Genomic DNA, 24,514 nt, shown 5'->3' on the forward strand with positions numbered 1-24,514 from the left:
GACAGCATGATCGGTAACCGTTATAGCCACGGTGCAAAGGGTCACACCATTCTTGAACAAGGGGACATTAACCGCCAGACCCTCCAGCTTGAGGTTACGCTCTGGTTGGTTTGCAGACCTGATGGTACGGAGTTGGGCAGCTATGCAACGTTGGCAGAGGCTCAGCATGCTATCGAGCGGCTGGAAAGCGGCAGCAGCCTTGCCTGAGGCGCCATTGCGCCGTCCGTCACTGCGGGCGTCTGGTGGATTTCTGAGCAAACAGTCCATCGGCCTGAAAAAATCCTTCATCTTCGATTGACAGGCGGAGCGAAAACCCTAGAATGGCGGCCTCTTCGGGTGGTTAGCTCAGCTGGGAGAGCATCTGCCTTACAAGCAGAGGGTCGGCGGTTCGATCCCGTCACCACCCACCAGTTTGCGCGGAGCGGTAGTTCAGTCGGTTAGAATACCGGCCTGTCACGCCGGGGGTCGCGGGTTCGAGTCCCGTCCGCTCCGCCATTTACAAAGCACCAGCCCCTGAACTCTGGTGTAATTAAACGGTCACAGGCCGGTGATGCAATGCATCACCGGCCTGTTTCTTTATGGGCCGGTGGAAACTTTAAACCAGTCCATTAAGGAGAGACCCATGGATGAAGTAGTAGAAGAACGGCTCGACGAGCGCTTGACCGAGCTGTGCTGCGAAGAGTTTTTTGATGACGATATGGACGCGGATGACGGCTTCGAGCTGTAATCTGCGTTCCTCCTCCCCCCTTTCCCCTCCGATTTTCTCTGACTGCCCGCCACGCTCATCCTGCTGAACAATCCAGTCATTGAGGCAACACCTGCCAGCTCCCCAGAATGCGCCAAAACCAATTGGTTCTCTGAGGGCTCCTCCATGTCAGGACAGCAACGTTATCCACATCTTCTCAAGCCGCTGGATCTTGGTTTCACCACTTTGCGCAACCGCACCATTATGGGATCCATGCATACCGGGCTTGAAGAACAGCCCAACGGCTACGCGCGGCAAGCAGCTTTTTTTGCCCGTCGGGCAGAGGGTGGCGTAGCGCTGATCGTGACCGGTGGAATCGGTGTGTCCAATCGCGGTGTACTTGGGCCCGGCGCCTCGAAAATGACCACGCAGGATGAAGCCAGTCATCACCGGGTGATCACCGATGCAGTACACAATGCCGGCGGCAAAATTCTGATGCAGGCGCTGCATGGTGGCAGGCAGTCCTATCACAACCAGCTAGTTGCGCCGTCCGCCAAGCAGGCACCGATCTATCCGTTCAAGCCACACGCTCTCAGCGCAGAAGAAGTTGAGCAGGAAATTGACTCCTTTGCGAATGCTGCTGCGCTGGCTAAATGGGCTGGCTATGACGGTGTCGAAATTATGGGCTCGGAAGGATACTTGATTAACCAGTTTCTCACTCCACGGGTCAACGAGCGCGATGATCAGTGGGGGGGCAGCTATGAAAACCGTATGCGTTTTCCCTTGGAAATCGTTCGTCGTACTCGCCAGCGTTGCGGTGACGACTTCATCATTATGTATCGCATTTCCTCCCTTGATCTGGTGCCAGATGGCTCTGACTGGAATGAGGTGGTACAGCTTGCCAAAGCGTTGGAGGAGGCCGGTGTGACCATTCTAAACTGTGGCATCGGTTGGCATGAAGCGCGTGTGCCGACCATTGCAACCATGGTGCCACGTGCTGCGTTTACCTGGGTGGCGCGCAAGTTGAAGCAGGAAATTTCAGTGCCGCTGGTAACCAGCAACAGGATCAATATGCCGTCAGTAGCAGAACAGGTGTTGGCCCGCGGTGATGCTGACATGGTGTCCATGGCACGGCCCATGCTGGCCGACCCGGACTTCGTGCGTAAAGCGATGGATAACCGCGAGGATGAAGTAAATACCTGCATTGCTTGCAATCAAGCCTGTCTTGATCACACTTTTCAGCTGAAGCAGGCCTCTTGCCTGGTCAATCCGCTGGCCTGCTATGAAACTGAGCTAAAAGTGGAGTCGGCCGCCGAGCCGCGCCGCTTTGCTGTGGTCGGCGCCGGTCCGGCGGGTATGGCGTTTTCTCTGACGGCGGCCCAGCGCGGCCATAAGGTTACCCTGTTTGATTCCAGTGACAGGATCGGCGGCCAGTTCAATATTGCCAAACAGGTGCCGGGCAAGGAGGAGTTCAGTGAGACCCTGCGCTATTTTGACGTGATGCTGAAAAAGCATGGCGTTGAGGTGCGTCTTAATCAGCGGGTGTCGGGCCGCGAACTTGTCAGTGGGGGTTTTGATCAAGTAATCCTGGCAACGGGGATCGTGCCACGCACTCCGGACATCGAGGGTGTTGATCATCCTAAGGTGCTCAGCTATCTGGATGTGCTGCGCGACCACAAGCCGTTGGGCAATAAAGTGGCCATTATCGGTGCTGGTGGGATTGGTTTCGATCTGGCGGAATACATTAGTCATGGCAGCCAAGCGAGCAGCCTTGATCCCCAGCTATTTATGAAAGAGTGGGGGATTGATCCAACGGGAGAGGCCCGTGGCGGCGTTGACGGCGTGTCCGCAGAGGTTGAGCCATCACCCCGTCAAATATGGCTGTTGCAGCGTAAACCCAGCAAGGTGGGTGCCGGTCTGGGTAAAACCACTGGTTGGATTCACCGCGAGGCACTAAGGAAAAAAGGCGTGCAAATGGTGCCTGGGGTGAACTACTTGAAGGTTGACGATGCCGGCTTGCATGTTGAGATCAATGGTCAGGCTCGCATTTTAGAAGTGGATAACGTTGTGCTGTGTGCCGGTCAGGAATCTCTCCGTGAGTTGGAGGCGCCACTGCTTGAGATGGGTGTCAGTGTCCAGATAATCGGTGGTGCTGATGTGGCGGCAGAGCTGGATGCAAAGCGTGCTATCGATCAGGGTGTGCGGTTGGCGCTAGTCGTCTAACGGGCAAAGTTGCAGGGACAAGGCCGGGCATTGCCTGGCCCAATTTGCTGGCTGTGCTTATTCTGTTGTTCACGTCCCCTCGCCATCTGTTATACCCTGACTATAATCGGCACCAAACTGACGCACAGTGTCAGTGATCTATCCCATCATATTAAAAAGGACAAGGTATGGGCATGTCGGCCGTCACTTCTGAGGCAATCCTGTTTTTCGGAGATCGCGGAGTCAGCAAAAGCATGCTGTTCTCTGACTTTGAGGCCATTCTGGATGGCATGGTTGGGGTGCCTGAATTTGCCGGTGAGCAAATAAAGGGGGCCTACTGTCTGGTTAACGGTGGCCTTCAGGTGGTCGCCCTGACCCTGTTTCTGATTGATTTTGATGACGATGGAATGGCCGATCACACCTGGAATGTGCCGCTGCGCCATCTTGCTGAGCATGGCGGTCCTGGTCCTGATATGGGCGTGGGCCCCATTCGTCTGGCCTGCAAGAGCCAGTGTCCGGTGGCCTGGCATCAGGAAAAGCTGTGGGACCCGGTGATGAAGCCCGGTGCCAATCATTTCGTATTTATTCGTGATGCAGTTAAGGAGCGTGGCCCCAAGCTCGGTTTATTTATTGATGAGTCTTCCCCGACAGCGCATCCTGCTGCGCCAGCTCAGGCGGTGAAGCAGTTTTCTCCCACTGAAACCGTGCCCCCGGTGGTGGCGCCAGAGCCACCGGTAGTGCAGCCTCAAGCGCAGGCCCAGACCGTTCGTGATGAAAAAGAGCGTCTGCGTATCGCGCGAACCTTGAAGGAGCTGCGTCTGCGAGTGCAGACCATGGAAAACAAGCACAAGGACGAGGTTGATCAGCTTCGTTACGCGCATCAGACCAAGGAGGAGATTCTCAGCACTCAGCTGGAAAAGGTGCTGATGCAGTTTAAAACGCTGAAGTCGCAGAACGTGGCACTGCGTGAGCAGACGGACTCGCTCAAGTCTCAGGTGTTATCCCTGAATGAGAGTCTGCAGGAGCAGATGAACCATAGTGATGAGCACGGTAGTGAAATTGAGATTCTAACGGAGCAGTACAAGATCGCTCTTGAGCAGCGTCTCGACGAAGAGCGTGCCCGGCTTAGCGAAACCCTGCATGCTAAGGAAATGGAAGTTCTGAATCGGGATGAGCGTATTGCTGCTCTGGAGTTAGAGCTTGCAGATGCACGTCATGAGCAGATTCGCTCCGCCAATACCGGCGCAGAAAAGCTCCTTGAGAAGCTGCAAGGGCTGGGCCTCAATTTTATCGCATTTCATCCCGGTGCCGGGCATATCTCTATTAATGCCGGCGAGATTTCTGACTATATGCAGAATCCGATTGCCTTTGCGGCGCGTAAGTGTCTGGTCACTGAGGAGCATTACAGGGCTTGGCTGCGCCACTATGAGAATCCGGTTTGTCAGGTGGAAATTGGCGGGCAGCCCTGTGGCAAGCGGGTAATCAGAGTGGATGCGCCCAATCAGTTCCGGCCAGGGCAGTCGGACCGCAATGCGAACCGATGCCAATATTGCCGTTCGGACACAGCCATTGAAAACGTGCTGAAGTTTCGATGAGATGAAAAGTGTTTTGTGAGGGACGTCACAAAATAGTGGATGTATTCTGAATCTGGTATGGAACGTGCAGAATCAGGGCCCGAAACGGGTGTAAATGGCGCGGAGCAGTCATGGCCAACAGCGATTCGATTGATAAAAGTTTGTTGCAGACCTTTGTTCCGGTAAACGCGCTGAGCGGGGATCACCTCGATCGTTTGCTGGAGCAGCAGGAAGTTGTCCATTACCACCCCGGTGAGGTGTTATTTCACGCTGGTGAGTCGGATGACAACACCATCTACTTGCTTAAGGGTGAGGTAGAGCTGGATCGGGGCAACGGTGATTGTCAGGTAGTCAGCGCCGGAGGGCTGGAGTCCTGGCATCCTCTGGACCCTGTGCAGCCGCGTCGCAGCACGGCAAAGGCGAAAAGCGAGGTTAGTGTTGTCCGCTTTGGAAGTGCCGGCCTTGATTCTATTCTGGCCTGGGACCAGTCGGCCGGTTATGTGATTCTGGATATCAATTCCAACGCAGCCTACCAGGACGATCGTCACTGGATGATACGACTGCTCAAGTCGAAGCTTTTCTACCGTATTCCACCCGGCAATATTCTGGAAATTTTTCGACGGCTGAAGCCGCTGCGTTTCAGGGCTGGACAGGCAGTTATTACTCAGGGAGATGAGGCGGATTGTTGCTATATCATCAAGCAGGGCTTGTGTGAGGTGTTGGTCAAGGCCGAAGGAGCGGCCGACCCCATGCCAGTTGCGTTGCTTGAACAGGGTCAATGGTTTGGCGAGGATGCGCTGCTATCAGGCAAGCCACGCAACGCGACTGTGGTGATGGCGACGGATGGAGAGCTGATGCGGCTCGATCGCAAGGACTTCGATGAGCTGCTGCGCGAGCCCATCGTCAGGACGATTTCCGCGGCGGACGCTCGCGAGCGTATTGCCGGCGGCGCGCGCTGGCTGGACGTGCGTACCCCGGACGAGTTTGAGCAGTCCCATCTGCGTGGCGCCCTGAATATGCCGCTGAACGTACTGCGCCTGAAGTCCCGCCTGCTGGACCCATCCAAGGTCTATCTGGCTTGCTGCGATACCGGTCGGCGCAGCGCCTCTGCTGCTTTTCTGCTCAATAATGTGGGCATTGATGTGCATGTCCTTGAGGGTGGCTTGAATGCCCAGAGTGCTGTGCTGAGCGATTTGATTGAGCACGAATAGTCTATGGCAGGGCGGTTTCACGCTGCCCTGCCTTGCTATGCTTTACGGTCCCATTCATGCTTCCCCCTTTCTTGCTGTCATTAGGTGCCACGGTGCCACGTGAGACTTTTCGTCATATCGGTTTGATTGCCAAAACAGAGAGTGAGCAGGCTCTGTATTCGCTGCGCCAAATAGTGCACTTCCTCAACGGGCGCGGCGTCCACGTCATTATCGATCAGGAGCTGTCTGAGTCCTTGCCGGAGATGGGGCTGCAGGCTGGCAGTCGTAGTCAGCTCGGTGAGTCCTGCGATCTGGTTATCGTGGTCGGCGGTGATGGATGCTTGCTTGGTGCTGCCAGAGCCCTGGCGCGCCACGATGTACCCGTACTTGGTATCAACCGTGGTCGGCTTGGCTTCCTTACGGACGTGCGGCCATCCGAGATTGAGTCGCGGATTGGTCAAGTGCTGGATGGGGACTACACCCTTGAGTCGCGATTCCTGATCGACATGGAGGTGCGTCGTGGCAAGACGGTGCTGGGTGAGGGCTCGGCGCTTAATGATGTGGTGTTGTTGTCTGGTGACAACGTTCACATGATCGAATTTGACCTGCATATTGATGGCGTTTACGTCTACAGCCAGCGCTCCGATGGTCTGATCATTTCCACACCCACCGGGTCTACCGCCTATGCGTTGTCTGGGGGTGGACCAATCATGCACCCGAAGCTGGATGCCATGGTGCTGGTGCCTCTTAATCCGCACACATTAACCAGCCGACCTCTGGTGGTTGATGGCAACAGCGAAATCAAGATTCGTATCCGTAGTCATCGGGTTCGACCTCTGGTCAGTTGCGACGGACAGGAAGGTATTCGAGCCGAGCTGGATGATGTGATTTCAATTCGCAAGAAGCCCCATCGCTTGAAGTTACTGCATCCGCCCGGACATGACTTTTATGAGGTGTGTCGCTCCAAGCTGGGCTGGAGCAGCCGCCCTGGAGAGCCATCATGAGTGAGGATTTTGCTCGTACTGCTGCGCAGATGAGCCGCGATGTTTATCAAAGTTTGCGCCGCTCCGTTGAGTTAGGGCGCTGGCCGGATGGGCGTCAATTGACTGCCGAGCAGCGCCAGACAAGCCTGCAAGCAGTGATTGCCTGGGAGGCTGCCAACCTGCCGGAGGAGGAACGAACAGGTTTTATCGCCAGGCCCGACTGCGCCACCGACAGCAGTGCAGAGCAGCCGGTTAATTGGCGCACGGGAGGCAAGCAGGATGCGTGATAACCAGGCTCCCAAGCCCATACGCCGGCTTGACTACCGCCCGCCCGCCTTTTGGGTGGATAGCGTTGCGCTGGACTTTGATATTTATGGCGACCTGACACGGGTGCGCAGTCGTTTGTGCCTGCGCCGAAATACCGCTGCCGATGCTCCAGCGGACTGCGTGTTTGATGGTGAGATGCTGGTTATTGAGTCCTTGGCCGTTGATGGCAAAACGCTGTCGGAGCAAGAGTATCGGTATCAAGGCGGTCAGCTTGCATTGCTTTCCGTCCCGGATAAGTTTGTCTTTGAATCCGTGGTGACCATTGACCCGCGAAGCAACACTGCTCTGGAGGGGTTGTACGTTTCCAAAGGTATGTACTGCACTCAATGTGAGGCGGAAGGTTTTCGCCGCATTACTTTCTTTCCTGACCGCCCGGATGTGCTGAGCCGTTTTACCACCACTGTCAGAGCCGACAAGTCTCGTTATCCGTTGCTGTTATCTAACGGTAACCCGGTGGCGGAAGGTGAGGAGGATGGCCGACATTGGGTGACTTGGGAGGACCCGTTCGCCAAGCCATGCTATTTATTTGCTTTGGTGGCCGGCGATTTGGCTTGCCTCGAAGACACTTTTACAACCACTAGTGGTCGCTCCGTAAAGCTGCGTATTTATGCAGAGCATCATGATCTCGATAAACTCGATTTCGCTATGGACTCTCTTAAGCGCAGTATGCTTTGGGATGAACAAGTGTATGGGCGGGAATACGATCTGGATATTTATATGATCGTTGCCGTCAGCCATTTCAATATGGGGGCGATGGAAAACAAGGGCCTCAATATTTTCAATACGTCCTGTGTGCTGGCCCATCCAGACACCACTACGGATCAGGGTTATCAGCGGGTTGAGGCGGTGGTGGCCCATGAGTATTTTCATAATTGGTCTGGCAATCGGGTTACTTGCCGTGACTGGTTTCAGCTTAGTCTGAAGGAAGGCTTTACAGTCTTTCGGGATCAGGAGTTCTCTGCAGATACGCACTCGCGGGCGGTGAAGCGAGTCGAAGATGTGGACATGCTGCGCACCATTCAGTTTGCTGAAGATGGCGGGCCAATGGCTCATCCTGTGCGCCCGGACGAGTATCAGAAAATCGATAATTTCTACACCGTGACCATCTATGAGAAGGGCGCGGAAGTGGTGCGCATGCAGTACAACCTGCTTGGCCCGGAATTATTTCGCAAGGCAACGGACCTGTACTTTTCCCGCTTCGACGGGCAGGCAGTAACCTGTGATGATTTTGTTGACTGCATGGAAGAGGCCAGTGGTCAGGATCTGTCGCAGTTTCGCCGCTGGTACAGTCAGGCTGGTACGCCTCGGTTAACCGCCACTGACCAATACAGCAACGGTATTTATCGTTTGACCCTTAGTCAGCAAACCGCGCCAACACCAGGGCAGGCGGACAAGCAACCGTTAATGGTTCCGGTCTCCATGGCGCTGCTTGACCAATCAGGTCAGCCCCTGGTGCTTGATGCAGATGGCGCCACGGAGACGGTGCTTATCTTGTCTGACGCGACCCAGACTTTTGAGTTCACCCTCCCTGAACAGCCGGTGCCGGTGTTGCTACGTGGTTTTTCCGCGCCGGTGGAGTTGCGCTATCCCTATAGCGCGGATCAACTGGCATTGATTCTGGCTCATGATACCGATGGTTACTGTCGCTGGGACGCCGCCCAGCGGCTGGGGCTGGAGGCTATTCGGCGGATTATTGCGGGCTCTGACCCCCTGGTCGAAGCGGAGCAGCTGCTGTCGCCCTGGCGGCAAGTGCTGGCTCGGGCGGCCGAAGACCCCGCCGGGGCGGCCCTGCTGCTTGGATTGCCGTCCGAGAGGGCGCTTGCTGAGCAATTCCTGCCACTGGATCCAAGGGCAATCCATCTGGCTCGTACCAGTCTGGAGCGTGCCCTTGGCCGGCTTCTGCAGGCAGATATTGAGGCCTTGCTGCCCACGCTGGTGGTCTCCGGGCCTTATCGGGCAGAGGCCGCCGATATTGGTCGCCGCACCCTGATGCAGCGCTGTCTGGCCTTGTTGGCCTCAGGCGAGGCCGCGGGCTTGGGCAGTCGTTTGGCTCAGCAGTTTGGCTCTGCCAGCAATATGACGGAGCGTCTCGGTGCGTTGCGTTTGTTGGTTTGGCACGGTTTGCCGCAGGCGGATCAGGCGCTGAAGGAGTTTGCCGCCCGTTATGCCGGCGAGGCCTTGGTGATGGATCAGTGGTTTGCTGTGCAAGCACTTGTTCCCGGGGAGCAGACGGTGGCGGTAGTAGAGAGGCTGATGGGGCACTCTGCTTTTGAAATGACATCACCGAACCGGGTGCGGGGTTTGCTGGGTAGTTTCGCCAATGGCAACCCTTCGGCCTTTCACGCTGCTGATGGGAGCGGTTACCGCTTGTATGCGGATGCCTTGGCCCGTCTTGACCGATTGAACCCCCAGGTGGCGGCGCGTATGGCTAACGCCTTTGCAACCTTGCCTCGTTTGGCGGGTGATTTTCAGGTGAATATGCGCTTGGCTGTGCAGCAACTGCGCGATGGCGAGTGTTCGGCGAACCTGGCCGAAGTGCTCGACAGATTGCTTCAGTGACATTCGCCAATGTTTTTGTGAACAGCTTTGCACAGGACTCAAGAGTCACCGATACAGCTAGATTGGAAGGATGTTTTGTATTTCAATAGGATAAAAGGGTGGTTTCAGGTTACAGTTAAGATCAGTCAGAACAATCGCACGCGATCTCTCGAAAGATCCGGCGACAGAAAAAAAAGATAATTCGAATAATCGGGCGAATCACGGAGTTATATATGAATAACAAGCTCATCAGGAAAACCCGGCTGGCTGCTGCGGTGGCTGGAGCGGTGATGGTCGGCAATCTGTCGGCGGCGGAGTTCACCTTTAACGACGGTGCTATCACCGGGCGCTTTGACACACTTCTTAGTGCCGGCGCCCTGTTTCGCACAGAGGGTCAGGACGCCAAGCTGGCTGCAACCGAAGATGCGCTGGTGATGGCCGGCAAGGGTTATTCGACGCAGCTGAACAAGAACGACGCTAACAATAATTTCGATACCGGTCTGGCTTCGATGGTCTACAAGATCAGCCCGACCCTGGTAATGCAGTTTGAGGGCGGTTGGGGCATCAACGTCAGCGGCACCGCGTTCTATGACTCCGTGATTATGGGTGGTGGTCATGACGGTGGCGACTTGAACTCCATCGCCCCGGGGTTCGTTACTGTTGGCGGTATTAATCGTTACGCCACTTACTCTGACTATGCCAACAACGGTACTGGTGATCGCTTCTCTGATGACGCAAGAGATGAGGCCGGTAGCCGTGCCCGTTTGCTTGATGCCTATGTGTTTGCCGACTTCGATTTTCTTGATCGTCCAATGAACGTTCGTCTCGGTCAGCAGGTGATTAGCTGGGGTGAGGCTCTGTTCATTCAAGGTGGTGTTAACACAGCTAACTACATCGACCTGAATGCTTTGCGTCTGCCTGGCTCAGAGATTAAAGAAGCGCTGTTGCCGCTCACCAGCTTGTACTTCAACTGGGGTGTTACCGATAACCTTTCCATGGAATCTTTCTACCAGTTTGACTGGCAGAATTCCGAAGACGCACCGGCGGGTACTTACTGGTCGACCCATGATGCATTCCCGGGTAAAGGCGCAAACAACGTCATCGTAGATGGTCGTCTGGTAGCAGCCAGTGCAGGGGTGCCGGCTTTGGCTGATGCATTTGCCAGTTACACCCTCTCGACTTATGGAGTCTCTGGAACTGGGGCTGGTGAGTACCAGTACGAGCAAACTCAGGTAACGGTAAATCGTCTGGCTGACGAAGAAGCGAAGGACGATGGCCAGTTCGGTCTGGCGTTCCGTTATTTCTCCGACTTCTTTGGCGGCACGGAGTTTGGTCTGTTCTACACCAGAACCCATGCACGTTTGCCGGTGGTTGGTGCTCGACTGGATCTGATTGGTGCCGGCACCATCCCGGAGAAAATTGATAACGCTAACTACTTCATGGCCTACAACGAAGATGTGGACATGCTGGGCCTGACATTCAGCACCAACGTTGGTCAGATGTCTCTGTCCGGTGAGCTGGCTTATCGTCCGGAGCAGAAAATCATCAATGAAGTTGGTGACAACCTGCTGCAAAGTCTGTCCGGGCTGGCCGCCAATCCTGCGCCAACCATTGCCAACATCACTGCGCACTGTGTTCGCCTGAAGATGGGAGGTTCCTGCCTGGATGGCACTGATGCAGTGATTCAGGGTCAGGAATACTACTTCTACGAAGAAGTGGAGACACTGACTGGCTCTCTGGTTGGCCTTTACTTCTTCGGCCCGATGCTTGGCGCGGATAACGTGACAGGCGTGCTGGAACTGGGCGTAGATCAAATCATCAGTGGTCTGGATAGCAACCTGAACTACAACTCCACCGCGGCGATTCTTAGTGGTGAGGCGTTAATTCGCAACCCGAACGATCCTAATGCCTACTTCTTGACCGAGTCTGCATGGGGGTACCGAGCGGTGCTGCAGGCTGACTACACTAACGTCTTTGCGGGTGTGGCAATCAAGCCTAGCGTTCGGCTTCAGCATGATGTGGACGGCAACTCTCCGATTGGCGGCAACTTTATGGAAGACCGTAAAGCGGCAACGCTGGGCGTAGACTTTGTCTATCTCAACAACCTTGAGGTTGGCGTGCAGGCAACCAGCTTCTGGGGCAACAGTTATAGCAACAAGCTCAGTGACCGTAACAACGCCTCGCTGGCGCTGAAATACGCATTCTGAGTCAGACACTTATAACAATGATTGGACGCGTTACGGCGCGTCCGACGGGAAAGCAACGGAGAGAAACCATGCTGAAAAAAATCAGTGTAGTCGGTACCGCAGTAACCCTCGCGCTAGCCATATCTGCGGCGGTACAGGCCAAGGTTCCGGCTAGCGAAGCGGCCAAGCTGGGCACTAGTACCACCACCCCGCTTGGCGCTCAGGTCGCCGGAAATGGTAAAGACGTGGCCACCGGGCTGGGTATTCCCGCCTGGACAGGTGGCATGACTCGCAACGACATCCCCAAGACCTATACTCAGGCGGGGCAGCACCATCCTGACCCGTTCGCTGATGACAAGATTCTGATTACCATTACCAATCAGAATCAGGGTCAGTACGCCGACAAATTGCCAGAAGGTGTTAAGGGTCTGCTGCGCACCTATCCGGATACCTTCAAGTTGAATGTATACCAGAGTCGCCGAACGACTTCTGCGCCGGATTTTGTGTACAGGGAAACAAAAGCCAATGCTACCCGTGCGGTGATGACCGATGCCGGTGTGGAGCAGTCTTTTGGTGGCAATCCGTTCCCGATTCTGCATGGCAGCAATAGTGAAAAGGCCAAACAGGCTATCTGGAACCATGTACTGCGCTGGCGTGGCGTCTATGTGGTCCGTCGTGCCTCGGAAGTGGCGGTGCAGCGGACCGGCGCATACTCGCTGGTAACCTCTCAGCAGGAAGTGTATTTCAAGATGCACGATCCCAAGCTGAAAGCTGAGGACATGGATAACCTGATTTTCTACTACCTGTCCTTCGTTAAGGCTCCAGCTCGCCTGGCTGGTGGTGCGGTGCTGGTACACGAGAGTATCGATCAGAAAATTCAGCCGCGTCAGGCCTGGGGTTACAACGCTGGCCAGCGTCGTGTCCGCTTGGCACCGAACCTTGCTTACGATACCCCGATCGCAGCTGCGGACGGTCTGCGTACGGCTGACGATACCGACATGTTTAACGGCGCTCCGGATCGGTATAACTGGAAACTGGTGCATGAAAAGCCGGTGGAAATGTTTATCCCTTACAACAACTACGAGTTGGACTCGCCGAAGATCAAGTACAGCGACATGCTGATTCCCGGTCACGTGAAGTCTGATTATCAGCGTTGGGAGCTGCACCGTGTATGGGTGGTCGAGGCAACCTTGAAAGAGGGCGAGCGACACATTTATGAGCGTCGCGTGTTCTATATTGATGAAGACTCCTGGCAGATTGCAGTGGTCGATCAGTACGATCGTCGTGGTGATCTGTGGCGTGTGAGCATCGCTTATATCAAGAACTACTACGAGGTTCCGACTCAGTGGACTGCGCTGGATGTGTTCCATGATCTGCGCGCCCGTCGTTATCACGCTCAGTACCTGGATAACGAAGAGCCCACAATTCTGGACTTCAGTCTGCCCACTCCGGACGAGCGCTATTTCCATCCGGCGGCGCTGCGCCGACGCGGCACCTGATCAGGCAACAGACAGATATAGCGGGCAGGGGCGGCGACCCCTGTCCGGACAAAAAAAATAATTCAGTATGAACATCGGGAGATAAGCGATGCGTACGATAAACAAAATGATCGGCTTGACCGCTTTGGCGGTGGCTATTCAGGGCTGCGGTGGTGACACCGGCCCGAAGTTACAACCGGCTGCGGCGCCCGCCGATGCCGTAGTGGTATTTAATCCTGCGCTGGGTGGTGATGGCCTGCCGTTCCCGGCGGACCTGTTGTTCGCCAGCACCGCGGACGGCTCTATTAACATTCCAGGCAAGGAGTCCAGTTTTAATCCGGCCGAGGCTGGGACGACACTTTCGAAGGCTACTTCCGTGCCGGCCGCTGCGTTTCTGGCGGATCCGCAGACAGCGCTGAACAACATGGATGGCTTCTCCACCACCGCGCCCATGGTGGTTCGTTTCTCGTCCAGTATCGCTGGCCCGTCAGATAGAACTGATCTGCAAAGCGGGGTTCGAATCTTCCGCACCAATAATTTTGATCCGGGTGCTCAAGGTACAGTCAATATTGACGATGAGCTGGTCTGGGGTGTGGACTTTGTTGCCGGTGTCAGTGGCGGTACAAGCTTGCTGATCCAGCCAGTGAAGCCACTGGAGTCCAGCAGCACTTACATTGTTGTGATCGAAAATGAAGTGTTGGGAGCCAGCGGTAGCCCGGTGGGTCAGGACAGCACCTATCAGTTGCTAAATGGCTCGTTCCAGCTTTCTGTTGGCGTACCAATCGCACAGGCGGACTTTATTATCCAGTCCACGGATGATGGTTCCTGTAACTTCAACAGCCCGGCATCGGTGGCGGTTTGTACCAAGATTAACCCTGTATATGGCGTAGTGGGTGCTGGCGTGCCAGCGGCAGCGACAATTGCCGAGACATTGGCAGGCCTGGAACAGCAAGCCATCGCTACAACTAGCTATGCGACTCTGTGGCAGCTTGAACAACTGCGCCGTATCACTGCCAAGCACCTTGGTGCACTGGCGGGCGAGGGCATTAGCCCGGATACCGTGGCATTGAGCTACAGTGTTTCCACCGAGAATATTGGTGACGCATTGGCCGCAGCTAAAAGTCAGGTAGAAGCGGCAGCTACTGATCCGAGCATCAGCGTGTTGAACCCGATCACTGCCTGGGACAGCACTATTGATATCGAAGTCACGTCTCCGGGCCCGGATGGTGATTTGACCACCCCAGATTATCTGGCACATATCTACCTGGGTACTTTGGATGACGTGATTCAGTTCTCTGATCCCACAGATCAGAACAACACTGTGTGGAAGGCCGACCGTGCAGGCTGGATTGCTGCTGGTCCTTGTGCTCAGTTGGCGGCTAGCACTGATTTGGGTGCTGGACCAGTGGGCTCTGAAAATCTGGTGGCCTGTAATGGCTTTGTGCCTGCTCCGGTAGAAACCGCGCATAGCATCCCGGTCATCATTAGCGCGCCAAGAGCTGAGTCTCTAAACCCCGGTCTGGATCCTCAAGATAACTTTGCAGACTGTGACGGTGGCGATCTGCCGGTGGTGATTTACCAACACGGTATCACTTCCAACAGGGCAACCTTGCTCGCTATTGCCGATACGCTGGCATCCCAGTGCATCGTTGGCGTGGCAATTGATCTGCCCAAGCACGGCATTTTGCCCACTTCAGATACTGCTATTGATACCTTCGGTCAGCTGGCGCTATTGCAAGCGACACTTAGCGGCGATGTCTATCAGGAGCGTTTGGTAAAAGTTTCCAGCCCGATGACTCAGTGTCAGGCAACCAGCGGTGTGGCGATTCCGGAGGACACCGACTTCTACTGCCCCAGCGGGGATAACTTTATCAACCTGAGTAACCTGGCCAACTCCCGTGATGCGCTGCGTCAGGCTTCGGTGGACTTGCACTCCCTGTTCTCCGCTCTGGTAGAAAATGCGGCTACGGACCTGACCCCGGCGACCATTGGCACCACCGTTGATACTGACCGAATCAGCTTTGTCGGCATATCACTGGGTGGCATCGTGGGCACCTCGTTTGTTGCTCAGCAGACCGACTTGACCGCTGCAGTGCTGAATGTGACCGGCGGCGGCATTGCCAAGATTCTGGATGGTTCGCCCTCGTTTGAACCGAGCATCACTGCGGGGCTATACGGCGCTGCGGGTCTGGTTAAGCCGAGTGGTGATTACGAAGGTTTCCTGATCATTGCCCAGACCATGCTTGACAGTGTTGACCCGATCAACTTTGCCGCGGATATCGCCGATGAAGGTACTCCTGTGATGCTGCAGGAAGTGATCGGTGTTCCATCTGATCTCGGGTCTTGCATCCTTGATGGTGATGGTTGCCCGGATCAGGTGGTGCCGAATAACACCTTCGGTTCCAGCTTCGGTGCGGCATGGGGTCTGGTTGGCCAGACTGGTCAAACAAGCTTCCTCGCTAATCAGAACTTCGTGACCACCCCGGTAGCACTGTCCGGTTCTGACCCGCTGGCTCAGGGCACTGGCTTCCTGGCTATTGCCTCGGCGGCTCAGCAGGGTCTGACTGCTGCTCTGGGCATTGGTCCGGTGGCCGTTGACCCGGGTGTATTGCCGGCTACTGCCATTACCTTTAAAGGTCTGGCGCTGCCAACGGTAACCTCTTGCGGTGCACTTGGTGGCGGTGTAGTTCGCTATAACACGGGTACCCATGGCTCGCTTCTGACGCCGGCTGGTGCTGGGGGTGCAACTCAATATCTGGCGGTTACCCAGACCATGCAAAGTCAGGTTGCCGGTTTTGTGTTGAGCGATGGTGGGTTGATTGTGGCGGATGAAAACGGTGTTGTGTTTGATCCTGCAGTCGCCAACGCCTCACAGGCGACATGCGCACCGACGCCGTGATAGTAGTGATATAGAAGAATGGCAGGGGCCGGCTGAGCCGGCCTCTGTCGTTTGGTGATATCAGCGTTGCAAACTCTGCCTGTGTTATTCAGGCCACACTGTAAAAGTGGTTATGCGGGAATTGTCATGAAAAAAATTGCTTTGAGTCTTGGCGCGCTTGTTTTGGCCTCGGGGTCGTTGATGGCGGCGGAATTACTGCCAACAAATTCTCCGGTGCTGACTGCCAACCTTTATCTGGATGCGGCCCGAGCTGGTACCCGAGTGGTGGCGGTGGGTGATCGTGGCCAGGTGGTGTATTCCGATAATGAGGGGCAACACTGGCAGCGCGCTCAGACGCCGACCGGTGTTCTGTTGACGGCGCTGTGTTTTGCCGATGCCCGCAATGGCTGGGCTGTGGGTCATGATGCGGTGATCCTTGGCACTAGCGATGGTGGTGCTACCTGGCAGCAGCAGTACTCCGACGTGCTTGGCGCTGATGCTGGTGATGATGGCGCCGATGATTACGCTGATGAAGATTACTCCGATGAAGACTACTCGGATGATTATTACAGCGAAGATTATTCCGATTTTGGCGAAGCGGATGCCGGTGGTCAGGATACCAGTGGAGCACCTTTGCTAGACGTGGTTTGCATAAACAAGAATCGCGCCCTCGCCGTAGGCGGGTACGGATATCTGGTGGAAACAACAAACGGTGGTGATAGCTGGCAGAAGGTTGTCGAGCGTATTGATAACGGCAATGGCTGGCATCTTAACGCCATCACCCAAGTACCTGGGGGCAACACGCTGCTGGTGGCCGGTGAAAAAGGTTTGCTACTGCGCTCCCGTGACAACGGTTTGTCCTGGAAAGAGCTGGAAAGCCCCTACGATGGCTCATTTTTTGGCGTATCCGCATTGATTGACGGCACCGTGCTCGCCTATGGCCTGCAGGGTAACCTGTGGGTTAGTCGCAATCAGGGCGATAGCTGGCGTCAGGTGAGGACCGGCGTTACCCGTGGCATCAATGCTGCGACTCAACTTGATGATGGCTCTGTGGTATTGGCTGGTGGCGCCGGTGTGGTGCTGGTAAGCCGGGATGGCGGTAACAGTGTTGTCCTGCAATATTTGCCAGACCGTGAGTCAGTATCTTCCCTGCTGCCGCTGACCGGCGGCGAGCTGCTGATGGTCGGCGATGCCGGCATCCGCGTGAAATCCGATATTCGCTGAGGGCTGTCCAATGGGTAATGCATTTTCCAGAGCTGTATCCCGGGGACTGTTTTCAGTTCGGCCGGTAATTCTTTTGTTGTTTGCCGCGGCGACGGTGTTCCTTGCCATGCAGGCCATGCAGGTGTCCATCAATACTGATGTGCGCAAGATGGTGCCGCTGCAGCACCCCTATATTCAGAACTTCCTTGAGCATCGTGACGACGTCAGCCTTGGTAACGATGTACGTCTGATTGTTGCAGATAGTCGTAATGACGACATCTTCAACGATGAGTATATGCAAGCGCTTAAAGCCATCACCGATGAGGTCTTCTCCCTGCCAGGGGTAGATCCGTCGGGCATCAGTTCGTTGTGGACGCCGGATGTGCGTTGGAACGAAGTAACTGAAGAAGGCTTTCAGGGCGGTGAGGTTATTCCTGGCGACTACGACGGTGGTCAGGCTTCGCTGGATATGCTTCGGACTAATGTACTGCGTTCTGGTTATGTAGGGCGCCTGGTGGCGGATGATTTCCGTTCCAGTATCGTCCACGCCAACCTGATGGACGTGCTGTCTGATAGCTCAGACGTGGATATTCCCACGTTGGCGGCATCGCTTGAAGATATTCGTAGCCGTTACGAGGAGCAGTACCCGTTTATTCGCATCCATATCGTTGGCACGGCGAAGCAGATCGGTGATGTGATGGCGGCAGCGCAGGAAGTGGCAATGTTCTTCTTTGTCATCCTGTTGCTTACGGCGGTTTTGCTTCTACTTGATACCCGCTCACTACGCAGTTCTCTGGTTGTAGTGACATGTTCTTTCATCGCGGTGGTGTGGCAGCTGGGTCTGGTTACCATGCTGGGTTTTACCATCGACCCTTACTCCATGCTGGTGCCATTTCTGGTGTTTGCCATTGCGGTTAGTCATGGCGTTCAGATTGTTAATAGTTTCCTGAATTTGCTTTCCGGCAATGCCGGGCCCCGTGACGCTGCTCTGGGCACTTTAACCGCGCTGGTTGTACCCGGTTCTGTGGCTCTGGTGAGTGATGCTATCGGCTTCCTCACTCTATATATCATTGATGTTGGTGTGATCCGTGAGCTGGCCTTGTCGGCCAGTATCGGTGTTGCCGTGGTCATTATGACTAACTTGGTCATTGTGCCAATCATCTTGTCCTATATTGGTTCCGGCAAGCGTTCGGTTCAGAGGGTTGCGGAACATAATAAAAAGGATGGCATGCTGGCGGCCATTTTTGCCCGCTTTACCCGTCCCGGGTTTGCAGCCGTATCTATTCTGATTGCCGCTGTTGGTTATGGTGCCGGCATTTGGTTTAGTCAGGATCTTAAGATTGGTGATCTGGATGTGGGTGCACCGGAGCTTTGGCCGGATCCGTGTCTGGAGGAAGAGTGCCCGCGCGGTTTCAAGCCGAAAGAGCGCTACCGTTATAACCATGACGTAAATGTGCTGGTGTCCAATTACAGCGTCAGCGCGGACGTATTGGTGATTATGGGTGTCACACCTATGGAAGGTTGCAATAGCTACGAAGCGATGCAACAGGTGGACGATCTGGGTTGGAAGCTGCGTAACACCGAAGGCGTTCAGGAAGTGACCACGATTGCCTCTGTGACTAAACAGATTAGCGCCAATATGAGCGAAGGCAGCCTTAAGTGGGCTACCGTGTCCCGTGATCAGTTTGCGCTGAATAACGCTATGCGCTTTATGCCGTCGGCAATGTATAACCTTGATTGCAGTCTGACGCCTCTTTATGTGTTCCTTGATGATCACAAAGCCGAGACGCTGGATCGCGTTACCGGGGTGGTCCAGAAATACATTGATAAGCACAACGATAAGGACATTATCGAGTTCAAGCTGGCGTCCGGTAATGCCGGCGTGGAAGCAGCTACCAATCAAACCATTGATGCCAAGCAGTACCAGATGTTGGCGCTGGTTTATGGGGTGGTGATTCTGCTCTGTCTGATCGCCTTCCGCTCCATTCGCGCTGTCCTGTGTATCATCATCCCGCTGGGCTTGACCTCGATCCTGTGTCAGGCATTGATGGCGCAGATGGGTATTGGTGTGAAAGTGGCAACTCTGCCAGTGATCGCACTGGGCGTTGGTATCGGTGTGGATTACGGCATCTATATCTACAGCCGTCTGGCGGAATACTTGAAAGAGGGTATGGATCTGGAAGCGGCCTACCGGGAAACCCTGAAGACTACAGGCAAAGCTGTTGCCTTCACTGGTATTACTCTGGCTCTGGGCGTGATCTTCTGGATATTCTCGTCCATCAAGTTCCAGGCCGATATGGGTATTTTGCTTACCTTTATGTTCCTCTGGAACATGATTGGGGCTCTCTGGCTGTTGCCGGCACTGGCTCGATTCCTGCTCAAGCCGGATGAGGCTCGGGCCCGCGCCAAGGCCCGCGTGAAGGCATAAACCCAGTGGCCGGCCCCAAAGGGTCGGCCGCTTTGCTGCCTCTGCGCAACGTGCGTGGAGTGCAGCCCCTCATTTCCCTATAATGCGCGGCACCTGATGAGGTGCCGCCATGCTTTATGAAATTGCCAGACCATTTCTTTTTTCCCTCTCCGCGGAGCATTCCCACGATCTGACACTGGCGCTTTTGCGCCGTGGCGCCGGCCACCTGTGGCCAGCTTGCGTGCCGGCCAAGCCCGTTACAGTGATGGGTATTGAGTTTCCTAATCCAGTCGGTTTGGCCGCCGGGTTGGACAAGAACGGTGACTGCATTCGTGGTCTGGCGGCGCTGGGGTTTGGCTTTCTTGAGGTGGGCACGGTTACCCCTCGTGCGCAGCCGGGCAACAGCAAGCCGCGCCTGTTTCGCTTGCCGCCGGCGAAGGCACTGATCAACCGCATGGGCTTTAACAATCATGGCGTTGACTACCTGCTGCGGTCCGTTGAGAACAGTGCCTTTCAGGGGGTGCTGGGAATCAATATCGGCAAGAACTTCGACACCCCGGTAGAGCGGGCAGTCGATGATTATCTGTACTGCCTGGAACGGGTCCATCAGGCGGCCAGTTATGTGGTGGTCAATGTCTCCTCTCCCAATACTCCCGGTCTGCGCACGTTGCAGCATGGCGATGCTCTGGAGGGGTTGCTTTCAACCTTGCGTGAAGCCCAGACCCGTCTGGACCAGCGAGCTGGTCGGAGAGTGCCTCTGCTTATCAAGATCGCGCCAGATAACGAGGCAGAGGCCATGGCGGCCATGGGTGATGCGTTTATTCGTCACCACATGGATGGGGTGATTGTTGGTAACACAACGCTATCCCGGGTTGGAGTAGAAGGGCTGGCCAATGGCAACGAAGCCGGTGGCCTCAGTGGCGCGCCGCTTAAGTCATTGGCTGATCAGGCTTTGACTGCCATGGTATCGACACTGGATGGGAAACTGCCAGTTATTGGGGTTGGCGGTATTCTCAGCGGTCAGGATGCCGCGGATAAACAACGTCTGGGTGCCAGTCTGGTACAAGTCTATAGCGGGCTTATTTACCGTGGCCCGGGCCTGGTGGCCGAAGCGGTCAAAGCATGGCAGGGCTAAAAGGAAAGGGCCCTGGAGGGGCCCTGTGTAGGCGCCGAAGCGCCCGGTTCCTCCTTGCGGAGTTCGGCAAGCGTTATCAGTTAACATCCTTCAGGTTTTGCACACTGGCAACGCCGACATAACCGTTGATGTGATCAACACGGCCTTCTCGCCAGCCGCTGATCCAATTGAAGCGGGGAGTAGTGGAACCAAAAGGGCAGATATCCTGGGATTTACCCTCCAGACCTGCCTGGTAACCACGGGAATAAGCACGGGTATCGCGATCTCTCTTCTGTCTTTTCATCGAGTGTTCCTCTCGTTTATGGCAGTCGCATCGCACCCGGAGAGCCGGGCCGTATAACTGGTGACATCAGGTTCGCTGAAACGTTCTGCACGGAGACTGAGGGGGCAGCTCTACTGGCCACCTCTGACCCCCCGACGCACCTTCAGTATCGGAACGTCTGAGTGGGCTGTCGAATATCGAGTTGCGATATACAGGCGTACCATTAGCAGTATGTTTCATATTGATTGCTCTTGAGATAGTCATCGCAACTGTTTGATCCTATCCGTATCTATTTGATTAAAAGCGCTTTTGGAGAATGCTTGTGGAAATGGTGATCACCTGTATGCCCGGCCTTGGCGAGCTACTACGCCGGGAACTGATCACATTGGGCATAACCCCGGGGGACGGCAGTGCTGCTGCTTTGCAGGCGGATATGTCGGTCGAGCAGGCGCTGACGGTGTGTCTTCATTCTCGCATTGCTGAGCGCGTACTGGTGCAATTGGCTAGTGAAGAAGTGGCGCCTCAGCAGGCACCAGAGGCGCTGGCTGCAGCGCTTACTGCGCAGCAGCTGTGTAATGCGCTGGCACTTAATGTTCACGCTGATCATGAAGCCGGGGTGCGTGGTGATGCTCGGGTCAGCGCAAGTGTGTTTGCCCGTTCACTGGCCCAGCCGCTGCCACTAAGTCGCGAAACCAGAGGCGCACTGTGCCTTCGTTTGCTGATTGGTGAGCAGCGCTCACGCTTGTTTGTAGACCTGTGCGGTGAGCCATTGAGCCGCCGGGGATACCGGCTGCAAGGCGGTGCTGCGCCGCTGCGGGAAACGTTGGCGGCAGCCATGCTGCTGGCTGCGCAGTGGAAAGTGGACCCGCAGACCGGTCTTTGGCCGGCATTGGTCGATCCATTTTGCGGTAGTGGCACGCTGCTGATTGAAGCGGCATTGATTGCCACTGGCAGGGCGCCTGGTTTACTACGCGATGAGTTTGCCTTGCGCTATTGGGGCGATTTCCAGCCTGCCCTGTGGCAGAAGCTGCGAGATCTGGCGCAGTTGGCAATCCATAGTCCGCAGGAGTTGTCGCTGAAAGGCTTTGATGCAGATGACTCTGTACAGCGACAGGCCAGAGCCAATGCGGAGCGAGCTGGTGTGGCCAGTCTTATTCATTTTGAGCGGCGAGAACTGGGCCAGCTCAGGAAACGTGACTTTTCCGGCGACGGTATGCTGGTTACCAACCCTCCGTGGGGTGAGCGTCTTGAAGATAAGGCGCGCGCCGGCTGGTTGATGAATGGATTGGCCCACTTGCTGGCCAATGAAGCTCGTGGCTGGAGCGCAACAGTGCTGGGCAGCGACGTTGAGGTGCTGGATCGTAGCGGCGCGGAAACCGTAGCCCAGTGGAAGGTGCTGAATGGCGCGGTGAACGGTTTTGTCCGGGTGATGCGCCCACAGCGCCGCGCTCCAATCAGACCCCTACTGGCTGGTGAGCCAGCATTCGAAGTGCCGCCAGAGGCGCAGGCCTTTGCCAATCGTTTGCGCAAAAACGGCAAGCAGCTCAAGCGCTGGCTGGAAAACGAGTTGGTGCAATGCTACCGGCTCTACGATCGTGATCTTCCCGAGTTTAATGTTTCCGTGGATGTCTACGCGGACAGAGTATTGGTGCAGGAGTTTGCCGCACCGAAAACCGTTGATGAAAAAGCGGCGGAGCAACGGCGTATGCTGGCGGTCTCCGCTGTGCGATCAGTGCTGGGAGCCCATCGGGAGCAGGTGTTCTTGCGCACCCGGGAAAGGCAGAAAGGCGCCAATCAGTACCAGAAGTTAGGACAACGTCGCAACCTTATGGTGGTTCATGAGGGGGGAGCAAGGTTACTGGTGGACCTGCGTGCCTACCTTGATACCGGGCTTTTTCTTGATCATCGGCCGGTGCGCTTGCGCATTGAGGAGGAGGCTGCCGGTAAGCGCTTTCTTAACCTGTTTGGCTACACCGGGGCGGCAACTGTTCATGCCGCAGTGGGCGGTGCTCGGCAGTCAGTGACGGTAGATGCTTCCAACAACTATCTGCAATGGGCCGGCGAGAACCTCGCGTTGAATGGATTTTCTACGCTGCGCCATCGGCTTGAGCGTGCCGATGCCATGGCCTGGCTGGGAGATTGTCGCGAACAGTTTGACTTGGTTTTTTGTGATCCGCCGACTTTTTCCAATAGTAAAAGTCGGGATGACTTTGTCGTTCAGCGCGATCATGGCGAGTTGATTCGCCGTATTATGCGACGGCTGGAGCCCGGTGGCGTGTTGTACTTTTCCTGTAATTTCCGCCGCTTTGAGCTGGATGCGGAAATCCGTCGCTGGTTTAAAGTAGACGACATTAGTCGTAGCAGCATTCCTCCGGACTTTCAGCGTCATCAGGATATTCACCACCTGTTCGCTATTCGTCACGGAGAGGTTTGATGCAAGTTGAGTTACTTACCACGATGGGTTGCCATTTGTGTGAGCAGGCTCAGGAAGTCATTAGCCGTGCTGCGCCGCAGGCCCAGGTTGTGCTGGTGGATATCGCTGAGGATGATGGCTTGATTCAGCAATATGGCGAGCTGATTCCGGTGTTGCGATCAGGCGGCAAGGAGCTGCGCTGGCCTTTTAGCCTACTTGATGTCAGAGGTTTTCTAGCCGAATAGCAGCAGCAGTCAGGTTGAAATGCGGAAAAACCGCTTTGCATTCTGCCAGCTCTGTTGACCGATGCTCTGTTCGGTGCGACCTGTCGACTGGGCAAGTTGGCGGACTATCCAGGGCAATAGTGCTGGCTCATTTCTACCACTGACCGGCGGCTTGTGATCCATGTTACGAGGTAGAAGCCAGGGCGCGTCAGTTTCGATAAGCAGCCTGTCAGCAGGAATGTTGCCGGCTAGACGTTGCAGCTCCATGCCTCTCCGTTCGTCGCAGATCCAGCCGGTAATGCCGATATGGCAGTCGAGGTCCAGGTAGTCGAACAGTTCTTCGCGACTGCCAGTGAAGCAGTGAACTACCAGATCGCATAGCTGATCCCGAGCTTCACGGACTATTGGCAAGAAGCGATGGTGCGCATCCCGTTGGTGGAGGAATGCGGGCAATTGCAGCTCTGCCGCCAGCGCCAGCTGTTCGATAAAGGCATTTTCCTGCTGCGGCCGAGGGGAAAAATCCCGATTGAAGTCCAGCCCGGTTTCACCGATGGCGCGAACCTTGCTGTGGCTGGCGAGTTGGCGCAGGTCTTTCAGGGATGAGGCAGAAAATTCCGATGCCTGATGAGGGTGAATGCCGGCGGTGCAGAAAAGGTCCGGCTCGGTTTCGGCAAGTTGCAGCGCTGCAGCGGAGCTGGGTACGCTGGTGCCGGTCAGAACCTGAAGGACGACACCAGCCTCACGAGCGCGTTGGAGCACTTCAGAACGATCCTGACTGAAGCGTTTATCCGTCAGGTTGACGCCAATATCTGCTAAAAGCACGGGGACT

Annotated in this window: 17 protein-coding genes and 2 tRNA genes; 17 read left to right on the forward strand and 2 right to left on the reverse strand. The window is 55.6% G+C overall.

Features of this window, described 5'->3' with window-relative positions; all coding sequences use genetic code 11:
- The first annotated feature begins 6 nt into the window (after window positions 1-6).
- The 15 genes from J1C54_RS10065 to J1C54_RS10135 all read left to right on the forward strand — a co-directional run bounded on the left by J1C54_RS10065 (window position 7) and on the right by J1C54_RS10135 (window position 20,786).
- On the forward strand, window positions 7-207 hold the full coding sequence (locus J1C54_RS10065; RefSeq protein WP_229147028.1) for a hypothetical protein: 201 nt from the start codon (window positions 7-9) through the stop codon (window positions 205-207).
- Between the two features lie 127 nt (window positions 208-334).
- Window positions 335-410: transfer RNA gene (locus J1C54_RS10070), tRNA-Val, on the forward strand.
- Between the two features lie 8 nt (window positions 411-418).
- Window positions 419-495 (forward strand) — tRNA-Asp (locus J1C54_RS10075).
- A 376-nt stretch (window positions 496-871) separates the two neighbouring features.
- The gene (locus J1C54_RS10080; RefSeq protein WP_229147030.1) at window positions 872-2,908 is read left to right on the forward strand and encodes an FAD-dependent oxidoreductase; all 2,037 of its coding nucleotides are present in this window, start codon (window positions 872-874) and stop codon (window positions 2,906-2,908) included.
- 173 nt (window positions 2,909-3,081) lie between these two features.
- On the forward strand, window positions 3,082-4,482 hold the full coding sequence (locus tag J1C54_RS10085) for a hypothetical protein (protein WP_229147032.1): 1,401 nt from the start codon (window positions 3,082-3,084) through the stop codon (window positions 4,480-4,482).
- A 110-nt stretch (window positions 4,483-4,592) separates the two neighbouring features.
- The gene (locus tag J1C54_RS10090) at window positions 4,593-5,672 is read left to right on the forward strand and encodes a cyclic nucleotide-binding domain-containing protein (protein ID WP_229147033.1); all 1,080 of its coding nucleotides are present in this window, start codon (window positions 4,593-4,595) and stop codon (window positions 5,670-5,672) included.
- Between the two features lie 56 nt (window positions 5,673-5,728).
- The gene (locus J1C54_RS10095; protein ID WP_229147034.1) at window positions 5,729-6,655 is read left to right on the forward strand and encodes an NAD(+) kinase; all 927 of its coding nucleotides are present in this window, start codon (window positions 5,729-5,731) and stop codon (window positions 6,653-6,655) included.
- On the forward strand, window positions 6,652-6,921 hold the full coding sequence (locus J1C54_RS10100; RefSeq protein ID WP_229147035.1) for a YeaC family protein: 270 nt from the start codon (window positions 6,652-6,654) through the stop codon (window positions 6,919-6,921). The genes J1C54_RS10095 and J1C54_RS10100 overlap by 4 nt, the downstream gene beginning before the upstream one ends.
- Complete coding sequence (pepN, locus tag J1C54_RS10105; RefSeq protein WP_229147038.1) at window positions 6,914-9,520, forward strand: aminopeptidase N; 2,607 nt, start codon at window positions 6,914-6,916, stop codon at window positions 9,518-9,520. The genes J1C54_RS10100 and pepN overlap by 8 nt, the downstream gene beginning before the upstream one ends.
- A gap of 212 nt (window positions 9,521-9,732) precedes the next feature.
- A complete protein-coding gene (locus tag J1C54_RS10110) occupies window positions 9,733-11,706 on the forward strand; it encodes a DUF1302 domain-containing protein (RefSeq protein WP_229147039.1) in 1,974 nt (657 codons plus the stop codon).
- 68 nt (window positions 11,707-11,774) lie between these two features.
- The gene (locus J1C54_RS10115; protein WP_229147042.1) at window positions 11,775-13,184 is read left to right on the forward strand and encodes a DUF1329 domain-containing protein; all 1,410 of its coding nucleotides are present in this window, start codon (window positions 11,775-11,777) and stop codon (window positions 13,182-13,184) included.
- 88 nt (window positions 13,185-13,272) lie between these two features.
- Entirely contained in the window at window positions 13,273-16,062 is a 2,790-nt protein-coding gene (locus J1C54_RS10120) for a hypothetical protein (RefSeq protein WP_229147045.1), read from the forward strand.
- A 126-nt stretch (window positions 16,063-16,188) separates the two neighbouring features.
- Window positions 16,189-17,265, forward strand: a complete 1,077-nt coding sequence (locus J1C54_RS10125) for a YCF48-related protein (protein ID WP_229147048.1) — start codon at window positions 16,189-16,191, stop codon at window positions 17,263-17,265.
- A 10-nt stretch (window positions 17,266-17,275) separates the two neighbouring features.
- Window positions 17,276-19,672, forward strand: a complete 2,397-nt coding sequence (locus J1C54_RS10130; RefSeq protein ID WP_229147051.1) for an RND family transporter — start codon at window positions 17,276-17,278, stop codon at window positions 19,670-19,672.
- A 109-nt stretch (window positions 19,673-19,781) separates the two neighbouring features.
- Complete coding sequence (locus J1C54_RS10135; protein ID WP_229147053.1) at window positions 19,782-20,786, forward strand: quinone-dependent dihydroorotate dehydrogenase; 1,005 nt, start codon at window positions 19,782-19,784, stop codon at window positions 20,784-20,786.
- 76 nt (window positions 20,787-20,862) lie between these two features.
- Here the strand turns inward: J1C54_RS10135 and rmf are convergent, their stop codons facing one another.
- Window positions 20,863-21,069 (reverse strand): ribosome modulation factor, encoded by a 207-nt coding sequence (gene rmf, locus J1C54_RS10140; RefSeq protein WP_229147055.1) that lies wholly within the window; start codon window positions 21,067-21,069, stop codon window positions 20,863-20,865.
- A gap of 301 nt (window positions 21,070-21,370) precedes the next feature.
- Between rmf and rlmKL the strand changes: the two genes are divergently transcribed.
- Together rlmKL and J1C54_RS10150 are read left to right on the forward strand one after the other, a co-directional pair.
- Complete coding sequence (gene rlmKL, locus J1C54_RS10145) at window positions 21,371-23,482, forward strand: bifunctional 23S rRNA (guanine(2069)-N(7))-methyltransferase RlmK/23S rRNA (guanine(2445)-N(2))-methyltransferase RlmL (protein WP_370635644.1); 2,112 nt, start codon at window positions 21,371-21,373, stop codon at window positions 23,480-23,482.
- The gene (locus J1C54_RS10150) at window positions 23,482-23,706 is read left to right on the forward strand and encodes a glutaredoxin family protein (protein WP_229147058.1); all 225 of its coding nucleotides are present in this window, start codon (window positions 23,482-23,484) and stop codon (window positions 23,704-23,706) included. The genes rlmKL and J1C54_RS10150 overlap by 1 nt, the downstream gene beginning before the upstream one ends.
- 9 nt (window positions 23,707-23,715) lie before the next feature.
- Here the strand turns inward: J1C54_RS10150 and J1C54_RS10155 are convergent, their stop codons facing one another.
- Complete coding sequence (locus tag J1C54_RS10155) at window positions 23,716-24,507, reverse strand: TatD family hydrolase (RefSeq protein WP_229147062.1); 792 nt, start codon at window positions 24,505-24,507, stop codon at window positions 23,716-23,718.
- Window positions 24,508-24,514: the final 7 nt, after the last annotated feature.

It is taken from the genome of Alcanivorax sp. 1008, assembly GCF_020667895.1.
Lineage (GTDB): Bacteria > Pseudomonadota > Gammaproteobacteria > Pseudomonadales > Alcanivoracaceae > PGZG01.